General features: G+C 71.3%; 25 protein-coding genes. 10 read left to right on the forward strand and 15 right to left on the reverse strand.

Features of this window, described 5'->3' with window-relative positions:
- Positions 1–3: 3 nt before the first annotated feature.
- The gene (locus tag G569_RS46285) at positions 4–771 is read right to left on the reverse strand and encodes an esterase/lipase family protein (protein WP_157591874.1); all 768 of its coding nucleotides are present in this window, start codon (positions 769–771) and stop codon (positions 4–6) included.
- A 65-nt stretch (positions 772–836) separates the two neighbouring features.
- Between G569_RS46285 and G569_RS0107190 the strand changes: the two genes are divergently transcribed.
- On the forward strand, positions 837–1,775 hold the full coding sequence (locus tag G569_RS0107190) for a zinc-binding dehydrogenase (RefSeq protein ID WP_028062920.1): 939 nt from the start codon (positions 837–839) through the stop codon (positions 1,773–1,775).
- On the opposite strand, the gene G569_RS46290 is transcribed toward G569_RS0107190, so the two are convergent.
- Genes G569_RS46290 through G569_RS0107215 form a run of 5 tightly spaced genes read right to left on the reverse strand, consistent with a single transcriptional unit; the run spans position 1,764 to position 6,726 of the window.
- Entirely contained in the window at positions 1,764–2,387 is a 624-nt protein-coding gene (locus G569_RS46290; RefSeq protein ID WP_037495224.1) for a TPR end-of-group domain-containing protein, read from the reverse strand. The genes G569_RS0107190 and G569_RS46290 overlap by 12 nt on opposite strands.
- The gene (locus G569_RS0107200) at positions 2,363–2,968 is read right to left on the reverse strand and encodes a uracil-DNA glycosylase family protein (protein ID WP_037495226.1); all 606 of its coding nucleotides are present in this window, start codon (positions 2,966–2,968) and stop codon (positions 2,363–2,365) included. Before G569_RS0107200 ends, G569_RS46290 begins: the two co-directional genes overlap by 25 nt.
- A 49-nt stretch (positions 2,969–3,017) precedes the next feature.
- Positions 3,018–4,925 carry a glycosyltransferase gene (locus tag G569_RS57445; RefSeq protein ID WP_028062922.1) on the reverse strand — a complete coding sequence of 636 codons (1,908 nt, stop codon included), beginning with the start codon at positions 4,923–4,925 and terminating at the stop codon, positions 3,018–3,020.
- An 11-nt stretch (positions 4,926–4,936) separates the two neighbouring features.
- Complete coding sequence (locus G569_RS0107210; protein ID WP_028062923.1) at positions 4,937–5,548, reverse strand: response regulator; 612 nt, start codon at positions 5,546–5,548, stop codon at positions 4,937–4,939.
- Positions 5,545–6,726 carry a sensor histidine kinase gene (locus tag G569_RS0107215; protein WP_028062924.1) on the reverse strand — a complete coding sequence of 394 codons (1,182 nt, stop codon included), beginning with the start codon at positions 6,724–6,726 and terminating at the stop codon, positions 5,545–5,547. Before G569_RS0107215 ends, G569_RS0107210 begins: the two co-directional genes overlap by 4 nt.
- Before the next feature lie 59 nt (positions 6,727–6,785).
- On the opposite strand from G569_RS0107215, the gene G569_RS0107220 reads away from it, so the two are divergent.
- Both G569_RS0107220 and G569_RS46300 read left to right on the forward strand, forming a co-directional pair.
- Entirely contained in the window at positions 6,786–7,208 is a 423-nt protein-coding gene (locus G569_RS0107220) for a plastocyanin/azurin family copper-binding protein (protein WP_028062925.1), read from the forward strand.
- Complete coding sequence (locus tag G569_RS46300; protein ID WP_053225993.1) at positions 7,205–7,603, forward strand: hypothetical protein; 399 nt, start codon at positions 7,205–7,207, stop codon at positions 7,601–7,603. The genes G569_RS0107220 and G569_RS46300 overlap by 4 nt, the downstream gene beginning before the upstream one ends.
- Before the next feature lie 137 nt (positions 7,604–7,740).
- On the opposite strand, the gene G569_RS0107235 is transcribed toward G569_RS46300, so the two are convergent.
- Genes G569_RS0107235 through G569_RS0107255 form a run of 5 tightly spaced genes read right to left on the reverse strand, consistent with a single transcriptional unit; the run spans position 7,741 to position 12,457 of the window.
- Positions 7,741–8,919, reverse strand: coding sequence for an inositol-3-phosphate synthase (locus G569_RS0107235; RefSeq protein ID WP_053225994.1), 1,179 nt, complete (start codon positions 8,917–8,919; stop codon positions 7,741–7,743).
- A 46-nt stretch (positions 8,920–8,965) separates the two neighbouring features.
- Positions 8,966–9,571, reverse strand: coding sequence for a CDP-alcohol phosphatidyltransferase family protein (locus tag G569_RS0107240; RefSeq protein WP_028062927.1), 606 nt, complete (start codon positions 9,569–9,571; stop codon positions 8,966–8,968).
- Positions 9,572–9,583: 12 nt separating this feature from the next.
- Positions 9,584–10,354, reverse strand: coding sequence for a phosphatase PAP2 family protein (locus G569_RS0107245; RefSeq protein WP_028062928.1), 771 nt, complete (start codon positions 10,352–10,354; stop codon positions 9,584–9,586).
- 44 nt (positions 10,355–10,398) lie between these two features.
- On the reverse strand, positions 10,399–11,955 hold the full coding sequence (locus tag G569_RS0107250; protein ID WP_028062929.1) for a hypothetical protein: 1,557 nt from the start codon (positions 11,953–11,955) through the stop codon (positions 10,399–10,401).
- Between the two features lie 46 nt (positions 11,956–12,001).
- Positions 12,002–12,457, reverse strand: a complete 456-nt coding sequence (locus tag G569_RS0107255; RefSeq protein ID WP_028062930.1) for a CAP domain-containing protein — start codon at positions 12,455–12,457, stop codon at positions 12,002–12,004.
- Positions 12,458–12,704: 247 nt separating this feature from the next.
- On the opposite strand from G569_RS0107255, the gene G569_RS46305 reads away from it, so the two are divergent.
- The 5 genes from G569_RS46305 to G569_RS0107280 are packed head-to-tail and all read left to right on the forward strand — an operon-like array spanning position 12,705 to position 17,431.
- Positions 12,705–13,373 carry an endonuclease III domain-containing protein gene (locus tag G569_RS46305; RefSeq protein ID WP_053225995.1) on the forward strand — a complete coding sequence of 223 codons (669 nt, stop codon included), beginning with the start codon at positions 12,705–12,707 and terminating at the stop codon, positions 13,371–13,373.
- Between the two features lie 23 nt (positions 13,374–13,396).
- The gene (gene dnaK, locus G569_RS0107265) at positions 13,397–15,304 is read left to right on the forward strand and encodes a molecular chaperone DnaK (RefSeq protein ID WP_028062931.1); all 1,908 of its coding nucleotides are present in this window, start codon (positions 13,397–13,399) and stop codon (positions 15,302–15,304) included.
- Positions 15,304–15,870 (forward strand): nucleotide exchange factor GrpE, encoded by a 567-nt coding sequence (locus G569_RS46310; RefSeq protein WP_053225996.1) that lies wholly within the window; start codon positions 15,304–15,306, stop codon positions 15,868–15,870. The genes dnaK and G569_RS46310 overlap by 1 nt, the downstream gene beginning before the upstream one ends.
- 2 nt (positions 15,871–15,872) lie before the next feature.
- Positions 15,873–16,985, forward strand: coding sequence for a molecular chaperone DnaJ (gene dnaJ, locus G569_RS46315; protein WP_037495228.1), 1,113 nt, complete (start codon positions 15,873–15,875; stop codon positions 16,983–16,985).
- Positions 16,986–16,987: 2 nt separating this feature from the next.
- Positions 16,988–17,431, forward strand: coding sequence for a heat shock protein transcriptional repressor HspR (locus G569_RS0107280; RefSeq protein ID WP_053225997.1), 444 nt, complete (start codon positions 16,988–16,990; stop codon positions 17,429–17,431).
- On the opposite strand, the gene G569_RS0107285 is transcribed toward G569_RS0107280, so the two are convergent.
- Positions 17,415–18,818 carry an MFS transporter gene (locus G569_RS0107285; RefSeq protein WP_028062933.1) on the reverse strand — a complete coding sequence of 468 codons (1,404 nt, stop codon included), beginning with the start codon at positions 18,816–18,818 and terminating at the stop codon, positions 17,415–17,417. The genes G569_RS0107280 and G569_RS0107285 overlap by 17 nt on opposite strands.
- Before the next feature lie 68 nt (positions 18,819–18,886).
- On the opposite strand from G569_RS0107285, the gene G569_RS0107290 reads away from it, so the two are divergent.
- Positions 18,887–19,249: a MarR family transcriptional regulator gene (locus tag G569_RS0107290; RefSeq protein WP_245602443.1), complete on the forward strand. Its 363-nt coding sequence runs from the start codon at positions 18,887–18,889 to the stop codon at positions 19,247–19,249.
- A gap of 430 nt (positions 19,250–19,679) precedes the next feature.
- Here G569_RS0107290 and G569_RS0107295 read toward each other — a convergent pair whose 3' ends face one another.
- The gene (locus G569_RS0107295) at positions 19,680–20,060 is read right to left on the reverse strand and encodes a hypothetical protein (RefSeq protein ID WP_157591875.1); all 381 of its coding nucleotides are present in this window, start codon (positions 20,058–20,060) and stop codon (positions 19,680–19,682) included.
- Between the two features lie 201 nt (positions 20,061–20,261).
- Between G569_RS0107295 and G569_RS0107300 the strand changes: the two genes are divergently transcribed.
- Positions 20,262–23,681, forward strand: coding sequence for a serine/threonine-protein kinase (locus G569_RS0107300; protein ID WP_028062936.1), 3,420 nt, complete (start codon positions 20,262–20,264; stop codon positions 23,679–23,681).
- Here the strand turns inward: G569_RS0107300 and G569_RS46325 are convergent.
- Together G569_RS46325 and G569_RS0107310 are read right to left on the reverse strand one after the other, a co-directional pair.
- Positions 23,663–24,427: a C1 family peptidase gene (locus tag G569_RS46325; RefSeq protein ID WP_053225998.1), complete on the reverse strand. Its 765-nt coding sequence runs from the start codon at positions 24,425–24,427 to the stop codon at positions 23,663–23,665. The two genes, G569_RS0107300 and G569_RS46325, sit on opposite strands and share 19 nt — an antisense overlap.
- Positions 24,412–24,666: a hypothetical protein gene (locus G569_RS0107310; protein WP_028062937.1), complete on the reverse strand. Its 255-nt coding sequence runs from the start codon at positions 24,664–24,666 to the stop codon at positions 24,412–24,414. Before G569_RS0107310 ends, G569_RS46325 begins: the two co-directional genes overlap by 16 nt.
- Between the last annotated feature and the right edge of the window lie 45 nt (positions 24,667–24,711).

A 24,711-nucleotide genomic window follows, 5' to 3' on the forward strand; every position in this document is an offset into this window, starting at 1 on the left:
AGTCTAGGCCGCTTCGGCCCAATACTGACCGTCGGCGCGCGTGAAGCGCCCCAGCGCGTTGCCGAGCTCCGCGTAGACCTCGGCGTTGAGGCCCATCCCGAGGTGGGAGGCGCGCACCTCGATCTGCTCGGCGGCGGGATCCAGGCAGGCGCGCCAGTCGACCACGCCGTCGGTCTTCGAGTACAGCGCGGTGAAGCCGACGCCGGCCGGGAAAGCGTTTGCCAAGTCGGCGCGGAAACGCTCGCAGCAGGCGCCCCGCCAGCACGAGACGCGGAACATCCCAGGCACCTTGCCGGTGCCCAGCGCGCCCACGACGAGCACCTGGGCGAGCACGAACGGGTGGGCGGAGAGCTGGTTCACCGTGGGTGAGCCGAGGGTCACGATGCCGCTCACGAGGTCCGGCCGGCGGGTCGCCAGCACCCGGGCGATGACGCCGCCGCGGCTCTGCCCGACGACCGCCACGCGCTGCCCGGTCTCGGCGAACAGCTGCTCGACCCGCGCTTCGAGACGGCCCAGATATTCCTCGCTACAGCCCACATTCGCGCGGATTCCGGCCCGGTGGGTGCGGTAGCCGTTCTCGCGCAGCCAGCGGGTCAGCGTCGCCAGCGAGCCGTCCCCGGCCATGAAGCCCGGGATCAGCAGGACGGGCCGGCCGGCGCCGTCGGGGACACCGCCGCCACGCCACACCGAGCTCCTGAAGAGGACGGCCGCTTCGAGACCCGCGCGGCTCTCGCGCCAGAGCGGGGGGATATAGGGAAGCGATACGCCCACGTCCACTTAATACCCGATTCACCCACGGAACGTCACCCCGCGAACGGGGAGTACCGTTCGGCGGAATGCGTGCCGCCACCATCCGCGACGGCCGAATCGAGGTCGTCGAACACCCTGATCCTGAACCCCAGGACGGACAGCTGCTCGTCCGCGTGAAGGCCGCCGGGCTCAACGGCGCCGACATGATGCAGCTGGCCGGCTTCTATCCCGCGCCGCCGGGCGCTCCAGCGGACATCCCCGGCCTCGAGCTCGCGGGCGAGGTCGTGACCTGCGGACGCCGCGCCGGCCGCTTCGAACCGGGCGATCGCGTGATGGCGATCGTCGCCGGCGGCGGCCAGGCGGAGCTCGCGGTCGTGCACGAGCGCACCGCGATGCCCGTTCCGGACGAGCTGGACTGGACCGCAGCGGGCGGTGTGCCGGAGGTCTTCACCACCGCGCACGACGCGCTCTTCACCCAGGCGGGGCTGACCGTCGGCGAGCGGCTGCTCGTCCACGGCGCCGCGGGTGGCGTCGGCATGGCCGCCATCCAGCTCGGCGTGATGGCGGGCGCGCGGGTCACCGCGACCGTGCGCAACGAGCACGCGCGCCATCAGGTCGCGGCGCTGGGCGTCAACGCGATCGAGCCCGAGGCCTTCGTCGAGGAGGGCGAGTACGACGTGATCCTCGAGCTCGTCGGCGCACCCAACCTGTCCGGCAACCTCGACGCGTTGGCGACCGGCGGGCGGATCTGCATCATCGGCGTCGGCGCGGGCGCGACGACCGAGATCAACCTGACCAAGCTGATGGGCAAGCGCGGGCGGATCCACGGCTCGACGCTGCGCAACCGGCCGATCGAGGAGAAGGCGATCGCGGCGCGCCTGATGGAGAAGATGGTTCTGCCGGGCTTCGCGTCCGGCGATCTCTCCGTCCCGGTGACCGAGACCTTCGCGCTCGAAGACGCCCCGAAGGCCTACGAGCGCTTCCAGGCCGGCGGCAAGCTCGGGAAGATCGTCCTAGAGGTCTAGCCCCACCAAATCGGCGTCGCCCTTCGCCCACTCGCGCGCCTTCGGGTTGAGCTCGAAGGCGCGCTCCACGTGCGCCCGCGCATCCTCCAAGCGCCCCGCCCGGGCGGCGTAACACCCCAGCTGGTACTGCAGCGGCGCGTTGTCCGGATGGTGCTCAAGGCCCTCGGCCGCGATCGCGTACGCGCGCTCGTAGTCTTTCGCGCGGTAGGCGGGCTCGGCGAGGTACCAGTACTCGAACGGCGACGGCGGCCCCGCGGCGCCCGGCTTGCCGCCGATCACCATCACGGTCGTCTCGTCGGCGGCCGCGACCGCCGCGCGGCGCTGCTCGGGCCGCGCGAACAGGAACGTGCCGGCGGGCGCGTCGACCGTCTCCCCGTCGAGCGTGAAGGTGGCGTGGCCGGTCATCACCACGTAGAGCTCCTCGTGGTGGCCGGAGCCGTCGCCCTGCTCGTCGTGGTCCTCGATGACGGGGTCGCCGGCGTTCTCGGCCGTGTAGGCGTTGATCCCGAACGCGCTCACGCCGAGCCGGCGCGCGATCGGGCGGTAGATGCCGTCGGCCAGCGGGATCCGCTCGAGGTCGCCGAGGTTCAGTACGGGGGGAAGTCCGCCCACCACGTCCCCAATTCACGGAAGGCGCGCCAGAAGTCCCGCTTGGCCGACTCCTCGTCGAGCGAGCGGTCGATGTCGGGCACGTACAACGCCTCGATCGACGGCGTGAGCCGTTGGACCAGACCCGGCGCCTCGAGCACCTCGCGCGCCAGTGGCAGCTGCAGCTCGTTGAGCACGTCGAGCGCGTCGGTGCCCATGACCACGACGATCTTGGGCTGCACGATCGCGATCTCCTCGACGAGCCGCGCGACGCACTCGGGCGCCGCCAGCAGCGGGTCGGCGACCGGGCACTTCGCGCACAGCGTCCCGTAGACGACCAGCGGGTCGATGTCGAGCCGCTTGAGCGACTTCATCAGGGCGGTCCCCGCACGGCCGTAGAACGCGACGCCCTCCTCGACCTCCGCGGGGGTGGGCGCGTGCTTGAGGAGCATCACGTCGGCTTGCGGGTGGCCAGAGCCGAGGACCGGCATCAGGTTGCCACGAGGGCAGCGGTCACAGCTCTGTAGCTCGCGAGTGAACGTGTTGAGCTCGCGGATGGCGCGCTCCAGGTACTTCTCGCGGATCTCGTCGTCGGTGGCGGGCATTGCGCCGACCGGTTTCACCCCGGGGCCGGGTTCCCCTCCACTCTGCAACTCACTGCCCGCCGCGCCCCGCGACGGCCTTGGCGACCTTGCGGTCCCGCCTGGCCTTGCGAGCGCCGCTGGGCGTGCCCTTCGTCTGGAGGAACTTCAGCGCCTGCACGTGGGCGTAGCGCAGCGAAGAAGGCTTGGCGGCGATGTCGGCGTCGCGCAGCGACTCGAGGAACTCCTCCGGCCCGTCGAAGTCGCGCATGCTGATGCGGACCGCGCCGAGACCCTGGGCGACGTGTGCATCGGTTCCTGCACCGCCGACGATCCGGTACTTGGCGGCGAAGCGCACCGCCTCCTCGTTGAACGCCGGGATCGCGATCCGCGGGTTGAAGACCTCGATCGCGTCGATGTCGGACACGATGTCGAGCATGTGCTCGTAGTCCGGCACGCTGTGCATCCGGTCGAACGGATGTGGCACGTAGACGAGCCCGCCCTGGCGCTTGATCTCGGCGATCGTCTCGGCCATCGTCATCCCGCGCGGGATCTTCTCCTCCAGGAAGAGGCCGATGACCTCGCCCTGGTTGGCGGTCTTGACCTCCTCGGCGACGATCACCTTCACCCCGTACTGGGCGGCCTTGTCGCGGGCGTCCAGCGCGCCGGAGATCTCGTTGTGGTCGGTGACCGCGATCGCCCCCAGGCCGACGTCGCGCGCGGTCGCCAGCAGGACGTCCACGGGGGTCGCGCAGTCGTTGGAGTGGTCGGTGTGCATGTGCAGATCGACCTCGATCAGCTTGCGCTTGGCCAGCCGCGCGCGGACCTCGGGCTTGGGATCCGGGTCGTGGCGCAGCGCGGCCAGGCGCGCGTAGATCGCCTCGACGTTGTCGGTGACCTTGCTCCAGGCGAGCTCCTCACGCGCCTGAGCGCCACGGGACGCCAGCTGCGCCCGCAGCCCGTCGTCGCGAACGATCCGCTCGAGCTGCTCGGCGAGCACGCCCACATCGCCGAACTGGAAGAGCAGCCCGAGGTCGCCCTCGCGCAGCACCTCCTCGTACACCGGGACGCGCGCCGCGACCGGCACGGCTCCCGCGCCGAGCGCCTTCACCAGCACGCCGGGGGCGGTGACCTGGCCGAGCGACGCGGCGACGACGACGTCGGCGCTCGTGAGCGCGGCGTCCTCGTCGTCGACGATCTGGACGCGGTTGCGCAAGCTCGACCGCAGCGTCGGGACGGCGCCGGTCTTCGAGTAGACCACGGCCTCCCACGGCAGCTCCTCGGGCAGCTGGCGCAGCGCGCGCAGGAAGAGCCGCAGCGCGCCGCGCTCCTCGCGGTCGGAGAACGCGATCCGCACCGGCGACCCCTTGGGCCGCTCCGCGCGGGTCTCGCTCGTCACTCCCGGCGGCAACAGCTCATAGCCGGCGGGGAAGAAGCGCGACATCAGCTCCGCCGTCGCCTCGTAGGACGCCGTGCGGGCGTCCATCCGGCCGAAGAACAGCTCGACGAACTTGCGCGCGACCTGGGTGCTCAGGACCCGCTCCGCGGGCGCGTGGAAGGAGCCGACGTTCAGCGCGCGGCTATGGCGGAGGGCGACGCTCCCCGCGCTCGGCGCCCACGGCTCGTGCACGTGCACGAAGTCCAGCGGCGCGATGCTCAGCACGTCCTCGATCGTGCGCGCGATGTCGATCGGCGGCGCCGGGTTGATCGCCTTGCGCGTGCTGTTGAACAGCAGCTCGCCGACGCCGAGCACCCGCACCCCGCCCTCGGGGTCGAACAGATCCTCCGGGTTCTCGCGCGCCGACCGGATCAGCTTCCGCGACTCGCGCACCAGCGACGGGTTCCGGCTCGGGGCGAGCAGCAGCACGCGATGGCCGCGTTGCGCGAGCTCCCGCGAGACCTCAGCCGCGAACGTCCCGACCTCGTTCGCATCCTCGATGGGATGCGGCGCGACCTGGGCGATGGCGAAGCGCTCTGCCACTGCCCGGGAGGCTAGCGGACGCCGTTGCGGTGGGCCCAGAGGGCCGCGGCGGTGCGGTCGGTGACGCCGATCGCGGCGAAGATCTTGGTCATGTGCGCCTTGACGGTCTTCTCGGTGATTCCGAGGGCGCGGGCGATCTGCTTGTTCGGGAGGCCGTCGGCGACGAGCTTGAGGACCTCGCGCTCGCGGGCGGTGAGGGTCGCGCCGACGGTCTCGCGGGTCAGGACGGCGTGGGCGGCGCGCGGGTCGAGCGGTGAGTCGCCGCGGGCGGCGGCGCGGATGCCGCGCAGGAGCTCGTCCGGCTCGGCGTCCTTGAGCAGGTAGCCGCAGGCGCCCGCGTCGAGGGCGGCGAGCACCTGGGCGCGGTCGCTGAAGGCGGTCAGCACGACGACCTGGGTCGCGGCGCTCGCGTTCAGGACGCGGCGGGTGGTCTGGATGCCGTCCAGCCCGGGCATCGCGAGGTCGACGAGCGCGACGTCGGGCTTGAGGTCGCGGGCGAGCGTCGCGCCGGTGCTCCCGTCGCCCGCGTCGCCGACGACCTCGAGCTCGGGATCGGAGGCGATCAGGCGGGCCAGGCCGGCGCGGACCAGGGCGTGGTCGTCGATCAACAGGACGCGGATCACAGCTTCAGCAGGATGCTCGTTCCCCGGCCCGGCGTCGAGCGGATCTCGAGCGCGCCGCCGTGTTCTCGGGCGAGGTCGTCGAGGAGCCGCAGGCCGAGGTGGGGGCGGTCGTCGGTGGGCGCGGCGAAGCCCTGGCCGTCGTCGACGACCTCGAGCGTGCGCTCGGTCACCCGGACGGTCACGGACTGCGCGTTCGCGTGGGCGGCGACGTTGCGCAGGGCCTCGTGGGCGGTGCGGTAGAAGAGCGCCTCGGTGTCGCGGCCGAGCTGGAGCCCGTCCGCGATCTCCAGCTTCGTCTCCAGCTGGAGCGGAGCCAGCAGGTCGCTGAGCGCGCCCGCCAGGCCCTGGCGGTGCAGGTCCTCGGGGTAGAGCTCGACCGAGAGCGTGCGCAGCCGGCGGATCGCCTTGCGGACCTCGGCGCCCGTCTCGTGCTCCTGCGCGGCGCCGAGCGTCAGCGAGACCGCCACCAGGTCCTGCACGACCCCGTCGTGGAGATCGCGGGCGAGCCTGCGCCGCTCGTGCTCGGACGCCGTGACCGCCTGGTGCTGCGCGCGCTGCAGCCGGCGGGAGAGCCGCGCCCCGAGCGGGATCTGCACGAGCCACAGCGCGAGCAGGACGCCGACGACGATCGGGATCACGTCGCGCCAGACGCGGTGGGTCTCGGCGGCGATCGCGCCCTCGCGCAGGTAGGTCTCGAACAGCAGGTGCTCTCCGCCCGGGCCTCTGATGCCCAGATAGACCTCGCGCAGCGGACCCTCGCCCCGCTCGAACCGGTTCTCCGGGCGCGTGAGGTCGCTCAGGTCGGCGTGCACGCCCGGGTGGCGGAACAGCTCGCGCTCGTCGGGCTCGAGCGTGTAGCGCTTGCCGATCAGCCGCGGCTCGTCGGAGTAGACGACCCGCCCGCTCTCGTCCCAGAGCTTGACCCGCACGACCGGATCGCGCAGCACGTTGCGGCGGACGACGCCGTCGAGCCGGGCGAGCGCCGCGGGGTCCTCGCGCAGGACGCCCGGCTCGATCGCGGGCGCCACCACGGCGTTGCCGGCGAGCTCGGTGAGCTGCTTGGCGTCGAACAGCGCCTCGTCGCGGGAGATGTGGCGGACCGCCAGGACGCCCACCACGGCGACCACGACCACGAAGAGCAGGCCGCTGAGGGCGAACTGGGCGACAGGTGAGCGCACGGTCGTATACGACCAAAGTCGGATGGGAAAATGGACCCGATTCGCGGGACCGTGGAGTCATGCCTCCCCGCATCTCCCTCCCCCTCCTCGCCGTCGGAGCGGCAGCGGTCCTCGCCGGCTGCGGCTCGACAGCCTCTGGCTCGACCGGCGGCTACGGCGCTCCGGCCGCCGCGAGCTCCGCGGCCGTCGTCAGCGGCCACGTCCAGACCCTGAAGCTGACCGCCGACCCGGGCGGCGCGCTGCGCTTCAACACCACCCACCTGACCGCCAAGGCGGGCAAGGTGAAGATCGTCCTCACCAACCCGAAGTCGGCCGGCATGGCGCACGGCATCGCGATCCAGGGCCACGGCTCGAGCCCGGTCGTCGCCGCGGGCAAGACCACCTCGGTCACCGCGACCCTCAAGAAGGGCAAGTACACGTTCCTCTGCCCCGTCCCCGGCCACGCCGCGGCGGGCATGAAGGGCACGCTGACCGTCAAATGACCGAGCGCAGCACGACCCTGACGATCGCCGGCGTCTCGGCGATCGGCCTGATCCACCTGCTCGACAGCGTCGGCACCTACCACGAGACACGCTGGCTGTTCTGGGCCTACGTGCTGCTCATGGGGGCGACGATCGTCGTCGCGGCGGCACTCCTGCACCACCCCGACCGCCGCGCCTTCACGGGCGCGGCACTGGTCGCCGCGGCCCCGCTCTTCGGCTACATCCTCAGCCGCACCACGGGCCTCCCAGGCGCCGACGACGACATCGGCAACTGGACCGACCCGCTCGGCCTCGCCTCGCTGTGGGTGGAGGGCGCAGTCCTGCTGACCGCGGGCTACGCCCTCGCTCCCCGAACGGTGGCCCGACCCCTGCGGGTCGAGCCACTGGAGACCTAGGCCCAGAGCCCGCTGAGCGGAACCGCGGCGAGCCGGTCCTCGAACGGAACCGTGCTCTCACCCATGTACAGCAGCACGCCGGCCTCGAAGCGCTCGCCGAGTCGCTCGTCCAGGTGGAAGGGCTGAGCGGCGACGCGCTAGGAGACCTTCTCCGACGCCTTCTCGGAGGCCTTCTTCTCACGCGCGGCGCGGCTGACCTTCTCGGCACGCGCGTGCTTGGCGATGAAGGCCTCCGTGTCGGCGCGGGCCTGGTCGTCCGGCCGCTGGTTCATCGGGGACTTCATGAGGTACGAGCTCGGGCCGTCGAGCTGGCCGCCGATGCCGTGGTTGAGAGCCAGCTTGCAGCAGCGGGCGGCGTCGATGACGATGCCGGCCGAGTTCGGGGAGTCCCAGACCTCGAGCTTGAGCTCGGCGGTCAGCGGGACGTCGCCGAAGGCCGCGCCCTCGAGGCGGATGTGGGCCCACTTGCGGTCCTCGAGCCACGGCACGTAGTCCGACGGGCCGACGTGGACGTCGTGCGCCGGCATCTCGTGGTCGACGATCGAGGTGACCGCGTTGGTCTTGGAGATCTTCTTGGACTCCAGGCGCTCGCGCTCGAGCATGTTGTAGAAGTCCATGTTGCCGCCGACGTTGAGCTGCGACGTGCGCTGGAGCTCGACGCCGCGATCGCCGAACAGGCGGGCGAGCTGGCGGTGGACGATGGTCGCGCCGACCTGGGACTTGATGTCGTCGCCGACGATCGGGAGCCCGGCCTTCTTGAAGCGGTTGTTCCAGTACTGCTCGCGGGCGATGAACACCGGGATGCAGTTGACCATCGCGCAACCGGCCTCGAGGATCTGCTCGACGTACCACTTGGTCGCCTGCTCAGAACCCACGGGCAGGTAGGAGACGACGACGTCGGTGCGGGTCTCCTTGAGGACCTCGACGATGTCGACGGTCGAGCCCGGCGCCTTGGTGATCTTCTCGGACAGGTACTTGCCGAGGCCGTCATGGGTCATGCCGCGCTGGACGGGGACGCCCAGGTGCGGGACGTCCTCCTTGACGAACTTGATCGTGTTGTTCTGGCCGGACCAGATCGCCTCGGAGAGGTCCTTGCCGACCTTGTCGGCATCGATGTCGAACGCGGCCGAGAACTCGATGTCCGAGATGTGGTAGCCGCCGAGGTCGACGTGCATGAGGCCCGGAACGCGGGCGGTCGGATCAGCGTCCTTGTAGTAGTGGACGCCCTGCACGAAGGCGTTCGCGCAGTTGCCGACGCCGATGATCGCGACGCGGACCTTCTCGTTCTGATAGCGGCTCGTGCCGTTGGTGCTCAAATCGATTCCTTCGCAGGAGGGGGACCGTCCGGGCTAAGAAACCCTGCTAGACGGCTTCAGTTACAGGCTTCGTCAGCTCGGAGCGCACATGGAAGATGCGCTGGAAGACCGTGACCACGGCCATGATGGCCAGCACGTAGACGGCCGGCTCGATGGCCTTGAGGTCCCCGAACACGAGGCCCGCAGAGAGTACGACGACGCGGAACGCTCGGTCGGCGATGCCCACTTTGCACTCGACGCCGAGCGCCTCGGCGCGGGCGCGGGTGTAGGAGACCATGATCGACGCGATCACCGCGATCACCACGGCGGCGACCGCGATGTCGTTGCTCAGGATGAACGTCAGGTCCTCGTCCTTGGAGAACTGGTAGGCGACCGCGGCCAGCACGACGCCCTCCTCGACGCGGTCCAGCGTCGAGTCCAGGAACGCGCCGAACGGCGACGCCTTGCCCGACATCCGCGAGTAGCGGCCGTCGAGCGTGTCGCACACCGAGCCGACGATGAACGCGATCCCGCCGGCGATCCACCAGCCCTGCCAGATCAGCGCGGCTGCGACGACGCACAGCGCGAAGCCGGTGAGTGAGATCGCGTTCGGCGTGAGCCGCGACTCGATCAGCCGGTTGCGGATTTCGGTTTGATAGTCGCGGGTGGCCATCGGCCGGGCAGACTATCCGGCGCGCGCCGGGGCGGGAAGGGCCTCCGGTTCCGGATCCCACGCCCAGGCGGTCGGCCGCACCCGCGCGAACACCGTCTGCGCCGCGATCGCGGAGACGCCGGCGACGAGTGCGCCCGTGGCGGCGTCGAAGATCCAGTGGTTGGCCGTGAGGACCACCACGGCGGTGACGACCGGCGCGTAGAAGGCCCAGACGACCTTCGTCGCCCGGTAGCGCGCCATGCGGATCATCGGGACCGCGAGCATCAGCGCGAAGCCGACGTGCATCGACGGGACGGCGGCGTAGGGGTTGAAGAGCGCGTTGACGTTGGAGTCCGACGAGACGCCCGTGAAGTCGCTCACGGAGTCAACGAACCCGAGCTCCGGCAGCATCCGCGGCGGCGCGGTCGGGTAGATGACGTAGCCGACCAGCGCCAGCCCCATCGCCACCATGAACATGTTCCGCACGAAGTAGTAGTGGTCGTTGCGGAAGAGGTAGATGAAGGCGAGCGTGCACGTCGTCACGACGAAGTGCGTGTTCAGGTACATCCAGCTGCCGATGTCATCGATGAAGCCGGTCCCGATCGCCCAGTGCTGGACGGACGGCTCGACGAACACGTGCAGGGACTTCTCGAGCGACACGATGTCGCGAGCGTGGGCGAACGCCGCCGCCGACTGATCCCAGACCTCTCCGCGCACGAGCCGGTAGACCCAGTACGCGCCGCAGAACAGGACGATCTGCCACAACAGGTCCGCCGCACCCCGCGGCAACAGCTTCTTCACCATCGCCGAACGAGGCTACCCACGAGCTTCGCGCGAGCGCACGGGGGCTAACACCCCTTTGCGTCTCTGCCTCGCTCCAGTCCGAACTTCGCCTGGACGAGGATCACGCCGCCGTCATTGCGCGGCTCGACCTCGGTCCAGCCGCCGTCGGCGCGCGCGAGGCAGGCGTCGCTGGTCGACCAGTACTTCGTGTAGCGGTACCGCACGACGGTCGTCTTGGAGGCGTCGACCATGAACCAGTTCGGCCCGGCGGCGAGCAGCTTGCCGCCGTTGGAGGCGACCGGGTCGGTCCCCTGGACCTCCCAGATCCGCCAGCGCGGCGACTCGTACGCGAGCTTGAGGAACTTCGCCCCGCGCTCGAGCACCTTCTTCTCCGCGCGGGCGGAGTAGTCCAGCGGCGCGTTGGGCAGCGCGACCCAGTGGATCGCGTTGTCCGCGAGCCACTGGTGGTACGTCGCGGCGGTGAGCGGCTTGTTGTCGTAGAAGATCGGGTTGGCCTTCTGGTCGAGCTGACGCTCCCACCCGCGGGCGAGCGGGACGACCTTGGCGAGGTCGGCCGCCTCCCAGTGGTTGACCGTCATCGGCACCTCGACGCGCTCGCCGGGCTTCGCCACGCGGGCGAGGTAGTCCCGCGCCTCGGCCTGGAACGCCAGGCGCGTGCTCGGGTCCCCGTGCGCCTCGGCGACCGCGCGGACCGCCGGCAGCCACTGCAGGTAGAGCAGCCCGACGCCGACGACGGCCAGCGCGAGCACGGGGACGCGCTTGCGATGGGCGAGGGCGAGGACGCTCGGGCCCGCGAGCACGCCGAGCCGCAGCGCGTTCTGCCCGAACGGCGACGGCACCGCGAAGGCGGCGATCAGCACGACCAGGTAGAGCAGTCCGCCGGCCCAGAGCGTCCGCCGCCCCGGCGCGAGCAGCGCCACGCCGGCGGCGGAGATGACGAGCATCGGCCAGAACGCGGTCGCCGTGAAGCGGTCGGTCCCGCCCTCCGGGAAGAGGAGGTAGAGCCCGATCCCGCCCGCCAGGCACGGGACGCCGAGCCACAACGCCTGCGTGAGCGCCTTCGGCCCGTCGGCGATCAGCTTCGCCGCCGCCCCGAGCATCAGGAACACGCCCGCGACGGGCGAGGCCAGCATCGCGCACAACGCCAGCACGCCGGACAGGACGCGGTGCTTGGACCTCCCCGCCGACCAGGCCGCGACGGTGAGCGCGATCCCGAGCAGGAACGGCATCCGCCCGATCAGCACGTTGCTGAGCACGCCGGCGGTGAGCAGCCACGTCGCGACGGCGCCCGCGGTGGGCGTCGGCGCGGCCGCGCGCGCGAACGGGCTGAAGAGCAGGACGGCGGCGACGGCCGAGAGCACGCCCACGTACGCGGGCCCGATCGCGGCCGCCAGCGGCGCGAACAGCAACGAGTACCCGAGCACGTGATGCCCGCCGTACCACTGCGCGTTCCAGACCGTCAGCCCCTCGTGCTGGAACAGCCACGCGCGATAGGAATGCGCGGCCATGTCGGCGGTTGCCGGCTGGGCCAGCAGATAGACCGCGCAGACGATCGCGCAACCCAGCGCCGGCGCGAGGGGATGCTCGAACGCGCGCCGCATGGCGCGGAGAACCCTAGCGCCCTATCGGGCGCCCGCGATGAGCCTTCTAACGGGCGGAGGCGAAGTCAGCCGTCACGAAGCACTTGCGCGACCCGCTGCGGCCCACCCCGATGCGACGGAACGACTTCGAGAGCATCACCTTGCGATGCGGGGCCGAGTTCAGCCACATGTTCACGATCGAGGTGGCGTTGCAGCCCGACATCCACGCGAGGTTCTCGCCCACCTTGCGCGAGCGGACGTAGCGGCGGATGCGCTTGGAGTAGTCGCCGTGGCCGATCGTGTTCGAGCGCCGCATCGCCCGCGAGTGGGCGTCGGCGGCGCGGCCGAGCGCGCGGGTGGAGCGCAGCTTCGGCAGGCCGTAGGACGCCCGCGCGGTGTTGAGCGCGCGGATGATCTTGGCCTCCGTGGCGTCGTGGGACGCGGACGCGCTCGCGGGAACGACCAGCAGACAACAGATGATTAAGACGGCAAGCGACAGACGCCGCACCGACGTGACGGACATGGGGCTCTCCCTGGGAATCGCGCACCCGACCAAGGCGCACGGCTTTTTCACGGGTCTCGGACCCGCGTTCCTGAGCAGTCCATCGCCGGAACTCGACCAACCCGCGAATCGTTCGCGGGCCCCGCAACCTAAAGGTCGCGAGGACGGTTTTCGTACATAACGCGGTTCTTCAGTAAGAAATCATACCCCGAAGAGTGCTTTTTCCCCAAATCGGGGTAGTCAGCCGCGAGCGACTAGCGTCTGCCGTATGTCCGCGCCCAAACGCGCCCGCGTTCGACGCATTCGCGACCGTCTCCGCGAGGTCTACGGTCGTCCATTCGCGCCCCCGCACGGGCACGGTCTCGACGAGCTGATCCTGACCGTCCTCAGCCAGTCGACGAACGACCGCAACCGCGACGTCGCGTTCCTCGCCCTGCGCCGGGACTTCGCCGACTGGGAGGCCGTCCGCGACGCCCCGAACGCCGACGTCGAGCGCTCGATCCGGCCCGGCGGGATCTCCAAGGTCAAGTCGGTCCGGATCCAGGAGATCCTGCGCGAGGTCGACATCCCCACGTTCGACGAGCACCTGGCCTCCCTGAGCGTGGACGCCGCGCGCGACGAGCTGGTGGCGCTGCCGGGCGTGGGCCGCAAGACCGCCGCCTGCGTCCTGCTGTTCGCCTACGGCATGCGCGACATCCCGGTCGACACCCACGTGTCGCGCGTCGGCACCCGCCTCGGCCTCTTCCGCGAGGGCGCGCCGTTCGAGGAGCTGCACGACGCGATGCTCGAGCTCACGCCGAAGGGCGAAGAGCTCGAGTTCCACGTGAACCTGCTCCGGCACGGCCGCCGGACGTGTCATTCAAGGCGCCCTAAATGTGACGAATGCGCACTTCTGCGCATGTGCCCCTTCGGCTACAATCTGCGCCAAGCAGACTGAGATTTTCAAGAGGAGCACACCTTATGGCAAAGACGATCGGGATCGACCTCGGAACCACCAACAGCTGCATGGCGGTCTTCGAGGGCGGCGAGCCGACGGTGATCGAGAACTCCGAGGGCGGCCGCACCACTCCGTCGGTCGTCGCGTTCACGCAGAGCGGCGACCGTCTGGTCGGGACCGTCGCCAAGCGTCAGGCGGTCACCAACCCCACCAACACGATCTTCTCGATCAAGCGCTTCATGGGCCGCAAGGAGGCCGAGGTGCGCGAGGAGGAGTCGATCGTGCCCTACACGGTCGTGTCCGGCCCGGGCGGGGACGCGCGCGTCGAGGCCGACGGCAAGCAGTACTCGCCGCCGGAGGTCTCCGCGATGATCCTCCAGAAGCTGAAGGCCGACGCCGAGGCGTACCTGGGCGAGACCGTGGACTCCGCGGTCATCACCGTCCCGGCCTACTTCAACGACGACCAGCGCCAGGCGACCAAGGACGCCGGCCGGATCGCCGGCCTCGAGGTCAAGCGCATCATCAACGAGCCGACCGCGGCCTCGCTCGCGTACGGCCTCGACAAGGAGTCCGACCAGACGATCCTCGTCTTCGACCTCGGCGGCGGCACGTTCGACGTGTCCGTGCTCGAGATCGGCGACGGCGTGTTCGAGGTCAAGGCCACCGCGGGTGACAACCACCTCGGCGGCGACAACTTCGACAAGGCGATCGTCGACTGGCTCGCGGCCGAGTTCAAGCGCGACCAGGGCATCGACCTGACGCAGGACAAGATGGCCCTCCAGCGCCTCTACGAGGCCGCCGAGAAGGCCAAGATCGAGCTGTCCTCCGCCCAGGAGACGCAGATCAACCTTCCCTTCGTCACCGCGGACGCGTCCGGCCCGAAGCACCTCGACGTGCGGCTCACCCGCGCCAAGCTCAACGAGCTGGCCTCGAGCCTGATCGAGCGCGTCGTCGGCCCGGTCCGCCAGGCGATGGACGACGCCAAGGACAAGGGCGTCAAGAACATCGACCACGTCGTGCTCGTCGGCGGCATGACCCGCATGCCGGCGGTCCAGGACAAGGTCAAGGAGCTCACCGGCAAGGAGCCGCACCGCGGCGTCAACCCGGACGAGGTCGTCGCCATGGGCGCGGCCATCCAGGCCGGCATCTTCTCCAAGGACGTCAAGGACGTCCTGCTGCTCGACGTCACCCCGCTCACCCTCGGCATCGAGACCAAGGGCGGCGTGATGACCAAGCTGATCGAGCGCAACACGACGATCCCGACGCGCAAGTCGGAGGTGTTCTCGACCGCCGAGGACAACCAGCCGTCCGTCGAGATCCACGTCCTCCAGGGCGAGCGCGAGATGGCGACCTACAACAAGTCGCTCGGCAAGTTCCAGCTGACGGGCATCCCGCCGGCGCCGCGCGGCATCCCGCAGATCGAGGTCGGCTTCGACATCAACGCCGACGGCATCGTGAAGGTGTCGGCGAAGGACCTCGGCACGGGCAAGGAGCAGCAGATCGAGATCAAGTCGGGCTCGGGTCTGAGCGACGACGAGATCAAGCGCATGGTGTCCGACGCCGAGTCGCACGCCGACGAGGACAAGCGCCTGCGTGAGCTCGCCGAGGCCCGCAACCAGGGCGAGTCGGCGGCCTACACCGCCGAGAAGCAGCTCAAGGAGCTCGCCGACCAGATCGACGAGGCCTCCAAGTCCCAGATCCAGGACGCGATCAAGGCCGTCAACGAGGCGGTCAAGGGCGAGGACGCCGAGGACATCAAGGCCAAGACCGAGACGCTGCAGACCGCGTTCCACCGCGTCAGCGAGCAGATGTACGAGCGCGCGCAGGCGCAGCAGCAGGAGGAGCCGTCCACCAACGGCAGCAACGGCGCGTCCTCGGGCTCCTCTGAGGAGGAGGTCGTCGACGCCGAGGTCGTTGACGAGTCGAAGTGATGACCGACGAGACGCCCACCACTGAGGTTGCCGCGGAGGAGGAGGACTTCTCCGCGGCGGCCCCGCCGCATCCTGCTGCGGCTGGATCGGGTGAGGTGTCCTTCGGCGACGCCGAGGCGCCTCCCGCGTCCGAGCTCAAGCTCGCGCAGGACAAGGCGGACGACTATCTCGAGCTGGCCAGGCGCACGCAGGCCGACTTCGAGAACTACCGCAAGCGGATGGCGCGCGAGAACGCCAACGCCGTCGATCGCGGCATGGCGAAGCTGGCCAAGGAGCTCCTGCCCGCGCTCGACCACCTCGAGCTGGCCTTGAAGGCCGCCGAGGGGCACGAGGACGTGATCAAGGGCTTCGCGATGGTCGCCGGCGAGTTGCAGGCCGCGCTCAACCGCGTGGGCATCCAGACGTTCTCGCCCAAGGGCGAGGCGTTCGACCCCAACGAACATGAGGCGATGGCCCAGCAGCCCGTCGAGGGCGCCGAGCCGGGCACCGTGGTCGAGGTCTACCAGTCCGGCTACCGGATCAACGGCGCGGTGCTCAGGCCCGCGCGTGTCGTGGTCGCGGGGTAGCGATGGCGAAGGCCCAGGACCACTACAAGACGCTCGGGGTCGACAAGAAGGCCTCGCAGGAGGACATCAAGAAGGCCTACCGCAAGCTCGCGCGCAAGTACCACCCGGACACCAACTCCGACCCGGGGGCCGAGGAGCGCTTCAAGGCGATCTCCGAGGCCTACGACGTGCTCGGGGACCCGGACAAGCGCAAGAAGTACGACCGTGGCGGCAACGTCTTCGCCGGCGGCAACCCCTTCGGGGGCGGCGCCGGTCAGGGCGGCGGCGCCACGGCGGCGGACTTCGGCTCGTTCTCGGACATCCTGTCGGGGATCTTCAACTCCGGCGGCGGGCGCACGCGCACGAAGCCGGCGTCCGAGCGCGGCAAGGACCTCGAGACGTCGGTGACGCTGTCGTTCGAGCAGGCCACCGAGGGCGCCCAGGTGCCCGTGACCGTGGCCACGCACGCCGCGTGCACGACGTGTCAGGGGAGCGGTGCCCGCCCGGGCACCTCGCCCAAGGTCTGCCCGGTCTGCAACGGCCGCGGCGTCGAGGCCCAGGGCCAGGGCGTGTTCTCCATCACGCGCCCATGCTCGCGCTGCAACGGCTCCGGGACCGTGATCGAGGATCCGTGCCCGACCTGCGGCGGCGAGGGCCGGCTGCGCGAGATGAAGCGCTACCGGGTCAACATCCCCGCCGGCGTGCGCGAGGGTTCGCGCATCAAGCTCGCGGGCAAGGGCGAGGCAGGCTTGCGCGGCGGTCCGGCGGGCGATCTGTACGTCGTCACGCACGTGACCGAGTCGCCGGTCTTCAAGCCCAAGGGCGACCATTTCGAGGTCGAGGTCCCGATCACCGTCGCCGAGGCCCTCGCCGGGGCCGAGGTCGAGGTCCCGACGCTGCACGGCACGAAGAAGCTCCGAGTCGCGCCGGGCACCAAGCACGGCACGGTGCAGCGCCTGCGCGGCGAAGGGCCGCCGATCCTCTCCGGTTCCGGCCGGGGCGACCTGCACTATCGCTTCGTGATCGAGATGCCGACCGATCTGACCGCCGAGCAGCGCGAAGCCGTCGAGCAGCTCTCGAAGGTCATGAACGGCAATCCGCGCGAGCGGATCCTGCGGGCGGCTGGACGGTCGTAGGCATGGCCGCCCGCCGCACCACCACGCGCATCACGGCCCGCGTCGACCACGACCGAGGGGTCTTCATGATCTCGGTCGCGGCCGAGCTGGCCGAGATGCACCCGCAGACGCTGCGGATGTACGAGCAGCGCGGGCTGATCGAGCCCAAGCGCTCCCCGAAGGGCACCCGCCTCTACTCCCAGGCCGACGTCGAGCGCCTGCGGCGGATCCAGGAGATGACGACGGAGTGGGGGATGAACCTCGCCGGCGTCGAGCGGGTCTTCGACCTCGAGGAGCAGCTCGACCGCATGCAGCGCAAGGTCAACATCCTCGAACGCCGCGCCGAGCAGCTCCTGGAGGAGATCGAGCGGCTGGAGGAGAAGCGCGAGTCCGTCAAGGCGGAGATCGTGCGGTACGAGGCTGCGCCGGGTACCGCACTGATTCCCCACGTCAGGCGGGGCTCGTAGCCACCGCTTCGTCGGCGCGCGGCCGGATCACGCCGGTCAGCGCCAGCAGCAGGCTCACCACCGCCACGCCGAGCACGATCGCGATCGCCGTCCGGTAGTCGCCGATCGTCCCGGCGCCGACGACGGCGCTCACGGCGGCGAGAACCGTCGCTCCGCCGAACTGGAACGAGGTCTGGACCAGGCCGGCGGCGAGTCCCTGCTCGTGGTCGGACACGCCGGCGGTCGCCTGCACGTTCAGCGCCGCGTACCCGAGGGCGAACCCGACGCCGAGCAGCAGGATCGACGGCAGGAACCCGACCAGGTAGGGCGTCGCGTCGACGCGCAGGAAGAGCGCGTAGCCGGCGACGAATGCGACCGCCGAGGCGATGATCGGCTTCGCCGTGCCGTAGCGGGTGATCACCGCGCCCATCCGCGGGGCGCCGACGGCGACCAGCAGGCCCGCGGGCAGGAACGCCAGGGCGGTCTCGAGCGCGCTCCACCCGAGCGTGACCTGCAGGTAGAGGGTGGCCACGAACTGGAAGCCGACGTAGGCGCCGAACAGCGCCATCGCGCCGAGGTTGGCCCGGACGAGCGGGGCCGAGCGCAGGATGCCGAGCCGCACGAGCGGCTGCGGCGCGCGGCGCTCGACCGCCACGAACGCGATCAGCAGCGCGACGCTCAAGGCGAAGCCGGCGATCGTCTGCGGCTCGCCCCAGCCCTGCTGGGGCGCCTCGACGACCGTGCGGACGAGCAGCAGCATGCCCGCCGTGAGCAGGACCGCGCCCGGGATGTCGTAGCGGCGCTTGGCGCCGATGTACGGGCGGTCCTTGTCGATGTAGCGCGGGATCGCGAACAGCAAAAGCGCCGCGACCGGGACGGGGAGCAGGAATGTCCAGCGCCAGCCGGCCTCGGTCAGCAGGCCGCCGAACACGAGCCCGAACGAGAACCCGGAGGCCCCGAACGCGTTGAACACCGCCATCGCCTTGTTGCGCGCGGCGCCCTCGGTGAAGGTCGTCGTGATCAGCGAGAGCGCCGCCGGCACCGTGAACGCCGCCGCGACCCCCTTGAGGAAGCGCGCCGCGATCAGCAGCTCGCCGTCGTCGACGAGCCCGCCCATCAGCGAAGCAAGCGTGAAGACCGTCATCGCCGCGATCAGCACGCGGCGCCGGCCGAGCAGGTCGGCGGCGCGGCCGCCGAGCAGCAGGACGCCGCCCAGCCCGAGCACGTAGGCCGACACGACCCACTGCAGCTGGGAGGTGGTGAGGCCGAGGTCGGCCTGGATCGACGGGAGCGCGACGCCGACCATCGAGACGTCGAGCCCGTCGAGGAAGAGCACCCCGCACAGCAGGAACAGCGCGCCCCAGAGACGCGCGTCCCACCGCGGAGCGGCTGGGGAGGAAGAAGTCATCCCGACATAGACTAATGCATATGCATCTAATGTCCATGCAAAGGATGCACGCGCTACTATCTGCTGCAGTGGCCCCCGATCTCACCTCCGAATGGCGTGACCTCCTGGAGCGCCACGCCCGCACCGCCTGCGCGCTGGACGAGGCACTCGGCCAGTTCGGGCTCGGCATGAGCGAGTTCGAGGTCCTGGACCGACTCGCCTGCCAGTGCGGCGAGCGGCCGCGCATGCAGGACCTCGCCCCCCTCCTGCACCTGAGCCAGAGCGCGCTGTCGCGCACGGTCGGCCGGCTCGAGAAGGACGGCCTCGTCGCCCGCTCCATGTGCCCGGAGGACCGCCGCGGCATCTCGGTCTGCCTGACCGACGAAGGCCGCTCGAGGTGGGAAGAGGCGCAGCCCGTGCATCGGCGCGTGCTCGCCGAGCACCTGGCCTGAGGGCAAGCGCCTCAACGGCAAGCACTGAGGGGAGGGGGACCTGGTGCACCAGCGTCCCTCACTGGCGCCCGTGTTCGGCTCGTCAATCGGCTCGGTCGCTCGAAGCGGGGTCTAAGGGAGACCGACAGTTACAGGTCGTGGTACTGGACACCCCTGTCCGCTCTCGGCTGCCGTGTTCGGCCTGAGGAACGTCCATGTGCACGCGGAAGGGGGTGGCGAACGTTTCGCCCCTGTACGAGGGCGAAACGTAGAACACCCCTACGAACGCGCCAACTCGAAGCGATCACAACCGATCTCGCATGGTCTCCGTGGACCGTAACTTGACGGTCTCCCTCGCGGGCGCCGCGAGTCACGGCGGCCGGGGCGCGTCCACAAACGCGAACGGCGCCCAAACGGGCGCCGTTCACAAAGGCCGCGGGTTGACAGAGAGCTAAGCCAGAGGCGACGCCCACAGCGCGAGCTGGAGGGCGGAGGCGAGGCGGTGGTGCGTCGCGTCGCGGATGTCGTCCTCGGTGAGGCGCACGACGATCACGCGGTTGGAGGCGGCGTCGAGGGTGAAGCCGCGGCCGGCCATCGCGCAGGCGACCTGCCAGGCGTCGCGGCCGGTGTCGCGCAGGTCGATCGCGAGGCGGACGCTGTCCGAGCCGGACTTGACCTCGGGGCCGAGGACACGGACGCCGTCGAGCTCGGCGATCCGGTCCCGGGCGATCATTGCCGCTGATCGCACACGTTCGAGTGTCGCCTCTGCAGCGAAGTCACGGGCGATCGTGGTGACGTCGGCGGGCGGGAAGAGGAGGGAGGGGGCGGCCATAGGCAAACCCTCCCCGATGGTCAGGGCAAGAACCATGAGGCCGGGGGGTGAACTCTTCCCACAGCGAAGGTGAGATCCCTCATCCCGTCGAGTGAGACACCGCGCTCCGTAAACTCCGCATACCTGACCTCCGCGCGCTCCACGTGCCCGAATTGCGGCCGCCCGTTGCCCACGGACGGGGGTCCGTGCGCGGCCTGCACCGTGGCCTCGCCGGAGGCCGCCGCACCGGTCGCGGTGGCGCCCGGCATGGTCGCCGGGCGCTATCTCCTCCAGCGCCAGCTCGGCCGTGGCGCGGCGAAGGACGTCTGGCTGGCCCACGACCTCACGCTCGACCGCGGCGTCGCGCTCGCCCGCGTCTCCGGTCCCGGCGCCTGGGAACGCCTGCGGCGCGAGGCCCGGCTCACCGCCCGCCTGGGCGGCCATCGCCACATCGTCACCGTCCATGACGTCTTCGAGGACGACGGCACGCCCTGCCTGGTCGCCCGCTACATGACCGGCGGGTCCCTGGCGGACCGGTTGGAACGCGCGCCCGCGGGCCGGCTGGAGCCGCAGGAGGTGATCGCCGCCGGGCGTGAGATCGCCAACGCGCTCGCCCACGCCCACGCGCACGGGGTCGTGCACCGCGACGTCAAGCCCGACAACGTCTGGATCGACGCCGAGGGCGAGGCGGCGCTGGGGGACTTCGGCGTCGCGGTCGCCGAGGGCGAGTCCGCGCCGCCCGCCGGCACGCCGCGCTACGCCGCCCCTGAGCAGACGCTCGGCGAGGCCGCGACCGCCCGCTCGGACCTCTTCGCGCTCGGCGTGACCCTCTACGAGCTGCTGTGCGGCGTCCGGCCGTTCGACTCCAAGGACCTGTTCCGGATGCGCGCGCCCGCACCCCCGTCGAGCCGTGTCACCGGCGTCCCGGAGGCGCTGGACCGGCTGATCCTCGCGCTCGTCGCCCCCGACCCGCAGGATCGGCCGGCCGACGCGGCCATGGTCTCGCGGGAGCTCGACCGGCTGATCGCGCGCCCCACCGAGGAGGTGCTCGCGCCGGCGGGGGTCGTCGGCCGCGGCCCCGAGCTCGAGCGGCTGCGCAAGGCGCTCACGCAGGCGTGGAGCGGGACGGTGCGGACGATCGTCGTCGCGGGCGAGAACGGCATCGGCAAGACGACCCTGCTCGACGCGCTGGCCAACGAGGCCTCCAACCGCGGCGGCGTCGCGGTGCGCGGGCGCGGCGAGGCCGAGGGCCGCCCGTATGGCGTCTGGCGCCCGGTCGTCCGGTCGCTCACCGGCCTGGTGTCCGCGGAACCGGACCCGGCGCTCGCCCCGCTGCTCGGTTCCGGGACCGGCGCGGGCGGGGAGGAACAGCGCCTGAAGCTCTTCGACGCCGTCGCCGACCTCCTCGCGGCCGCCGCCGCGGACTCTCCGCTGCTGCTGGTCCTCGACGACCTGCACTGGGCGGACGCGTCCTCGCTGCGGCTCCTCTCGCACGTCGTCGGCGCCGAGCCCGCCGCGCGCGTCCTGCTCGCCGGCGCCTACACGGCGGGCGAGGTCGCCTTCCCGGAGATCCTCGGCGAGCTCGAGGGCGACTCGCGGATCGAGCGGATCGAGCTCGCCGGGCTCGCGCCAGAGGCGGTCCGGGCGCTGCTGCCCGCCGAGGCCGCGCTCCCGACCGCCGAGGCCGTGCACCGCCGCACCCGCGGCAACCCGTTCTACGTCGCCGAGCTCGTGCGGCTGCTCGCCACCGAGGACGTCGCCGACGACACCGCGACGTCGAACACGCTCGTCCCCACGCGGGTGCGCGAGGTGGTGCGGCGGCGGGTCGAGCGACTCGGGGACGACGTCTGCCGCGTGCTCGAGGTGGGCGCGGTCGCCGGCCGCTTCACGATCGCCGACCTCGTCCGCGCGGCGGGCGTCACCCGCCCCGTCGCGGCCGCCGCGGTCGACCGCGGGATCACCGCCGGCCTCGTCTCCCCCCACGGTCCGGGGCAGTTCGGGTTCGCCCACGGCATCGTCCGCGACGCGGTTCGCGAGGCCCTGTCCGAGGCGCGCCGGGGGGAGATCCACGAGGCGGTCGCCGCCGCGTTGATCGTCCGCCGCGACGCGGGCGCCGACGTCCCCGCCGCGCAGATCTCCCACCACGCGCTGGCCGCCGCCCGGGCGGGCGGGGACCCGCAGCCCGCGTGGGAGACGGCGCTCGAAGCGGCCCGTGAGGCCGCGTCCTCGCTCGGCCACGCAGAGGCCGCCGCGCACTACGCGGAGGCGCTGGAGGCGCTCGCGCTCGGCGCCGAGGCGCCCGCCGCCGAGCGCCGCGCGACCCTCCTCGACCTCGCCGACGCGACGTTCTCCGGCGGCGACATCGAGAACGCCCGCCGCCGCTACTCGCAGGCCGCCGCGGCCGCGCGCCGCGACGGCGACGCCGACGCGCTCGCCCGCGCCGCGCTCGGTTTCGCCCAGGTGCGGCCGTACGGCGCCGTCGACCAGGAGAGCGTGACGCTGCTCGGCCAGTCGCTCGAGCGGCTCGGGGACGGCGCGCCGCGGGCGCGGGTGACTGGCCTGCTCGCGGTCTTCGAGCCCGACCAGGCCCGGCGCGAGGCGCTGATCGACGAGGCGCACGCGATGGCCCTGCGCCTGCACGACGAGAGCACGCTCGCCTGGCTGCACCCGGCGGCGGTGATCGTCAACTGGCGCCCGGAGCGGGCGGCCGAGCGCACGACGGCCGCGGAGGAGATCGTCCGTTCGGCGGTCCACCACGCCGACCACGGCGCGCTCGTCTGGGCGTACCTGCACCGGATCCGCGACGCGATGCAGGCGGGCGACGTCGCCCGCGCCGACGCCGACCTCGACCGCGCCCGGCCGGTCGCCCACGCGACCCGCCGCAGCGTCTACCGCTGGTTCCTGATGGTCGCCGAGGCGGCGCGGGCCGCGATGGCGGGCCGGCTGGACGAGGCGGAGTCGATGACCGACGAGGCGCTGGCGATCAACCGGCGCCACGGCGAGGACTGCTACCAGGAATACACGGTCGGGCGGCTCGTGCTCGCCCGCCTGCGCTGGCGCCCGCACGACGCCGACGCGGGCCAGCTGCGCGGGTTCGCCGCCCGCTACCCGCACCTCCCGGTGTGGGAGGCGATGCTGGCGTCGCTCGAGTGGGAGCTCGGAAACGTCGAAGCGGCGCGCCGCGGCCTGACGCTGTGCGCGCGCGACGACTTCGCGGCGGTCGTCAACTCGCCGGACTTCCTGCCCGCCGCCGTCTGCCTGGCCGACGCCGCCGCCGGGACGGGCGAGCCGGCCGCCGTGGAGCGGCTCTACGAGCTCCTGCTCCCCTACGCCGGGACGATGCCGGTGCTCGAGCAGATGTGGGCCGTGTGGGGGCCGACCGCGCGCTCGCTGGCGCTGCTCGCGGCGGCCGACGACCGCCCGGCCGACGCTGCCGGTCACTTTTCGGACGCCGTGCGGCTGGCCGAGTCATGGGGCGCGCGGCCGTGGGAGCTGCGGACGATCGGCGACTGGCTCGCCACCGGCGTCCCGGTGCCGGATCGCGCCGAGCTCGTCAACCGCGGGCTGCTGCTGGCGCGGGAGCTCGGGCTCCCCGGCGTGGCGGCGCGAATCGCCGACGAGGCTCAGATCATCACGCCGTAGCTCTCGATCACGGCCTGCTCGGCGTAATCGACGCTCAGGCGGGCGTAGCCCTCGTCGCCCCAGTCCGTCCCCCAGCTCGAGCGCAGGAGGAAGTGGTCGGGGGTGTAGCCGACCAGGGCGGCGGCGTGGCTGCCGTTGATCGTGCCGGCGGCGAACTCGGTCAGGTCGCCGGTGCAGACGTGGAAGTTCGCGTCCTGGGCGATCAGCACGAGCACCGGCCCGCTCTGATGCAGCCACTTGCGCCACTCGTGGACGCGGTCGGGCTCCTGCTGGAGGTTGTAGTAGGCCATGATCCGGCGCCGGCGCGCGGACTTGTTGAACTCCGCGGGCGGGATCGTCGCCAGGCCGCCCTCCCACGGGAGCTCCTCCTCGAGCGGGACGCCCCACTTGCGGACGACGTCCAGCCCCGCCTTCAGGCTCGTGCCGTCGTACTCCAGGAAGGTCGAGGGGTACTCCTCGCGCTGGTCGGTCTCCTTCGCCGACATCCACACGTAGCGCGCGCTGAGTCTCTGGTCGGGTCCGAGCCGGCCGGCCTCGACGAGGTGCCAGCGCAGGCACGAGTCGGCGACCGCCCACCCGACGCAGGAGGCCGTCTCGCCCTGGTCGGAGATCGGATGCCACGGTCGGCGCAGGTCGACCGTGTCGGGCAATCGGGCGTCGCCGAGGTGCGCCTCGGCGACGCCGTAATCGGACCCGGTCTCCTTCGAGCGCCGGGCGTCCGGGATCGCTGCTAGCTCGCCTGCCACGAACCGGCGTCGTCGTGGAGGCTGCGCGCGCTCGCGGCGACCGGCTCCGCGGCGGTGGTGTCCGGCTTGAGTTCGAGCACGAGCTCATAGTTCGCGACGGCCGCGGCCAGCGCCAGGGCGTAGTCCTGGTCGTTCTGATCCTTCGCCTGCTGGAACTTCTTGGCCAGCAGATCGTCCCGCGCCGCTTCGTCGAGATCGGCGTATCCAGGCCAGGGTTCGCGAGGGGAGATGTCGCTCATAACTCCGCGACTCTACGTGGTTCGCTGGCTCTCCACCGGACGGGT

Origin of the sequence: Solirubrobacter soli DSM 22325 (assembly GCF_000423665.1) — a bacterium.
In the GTDB taxonomy this organism is placed as follows: domain Bacteria; phylum Actinomycetota; class Thermoleophilia; order Solirubrobacterales; family Solirubrobacteraceae; genus Solirubrobacter; species Solirubrobacter soli.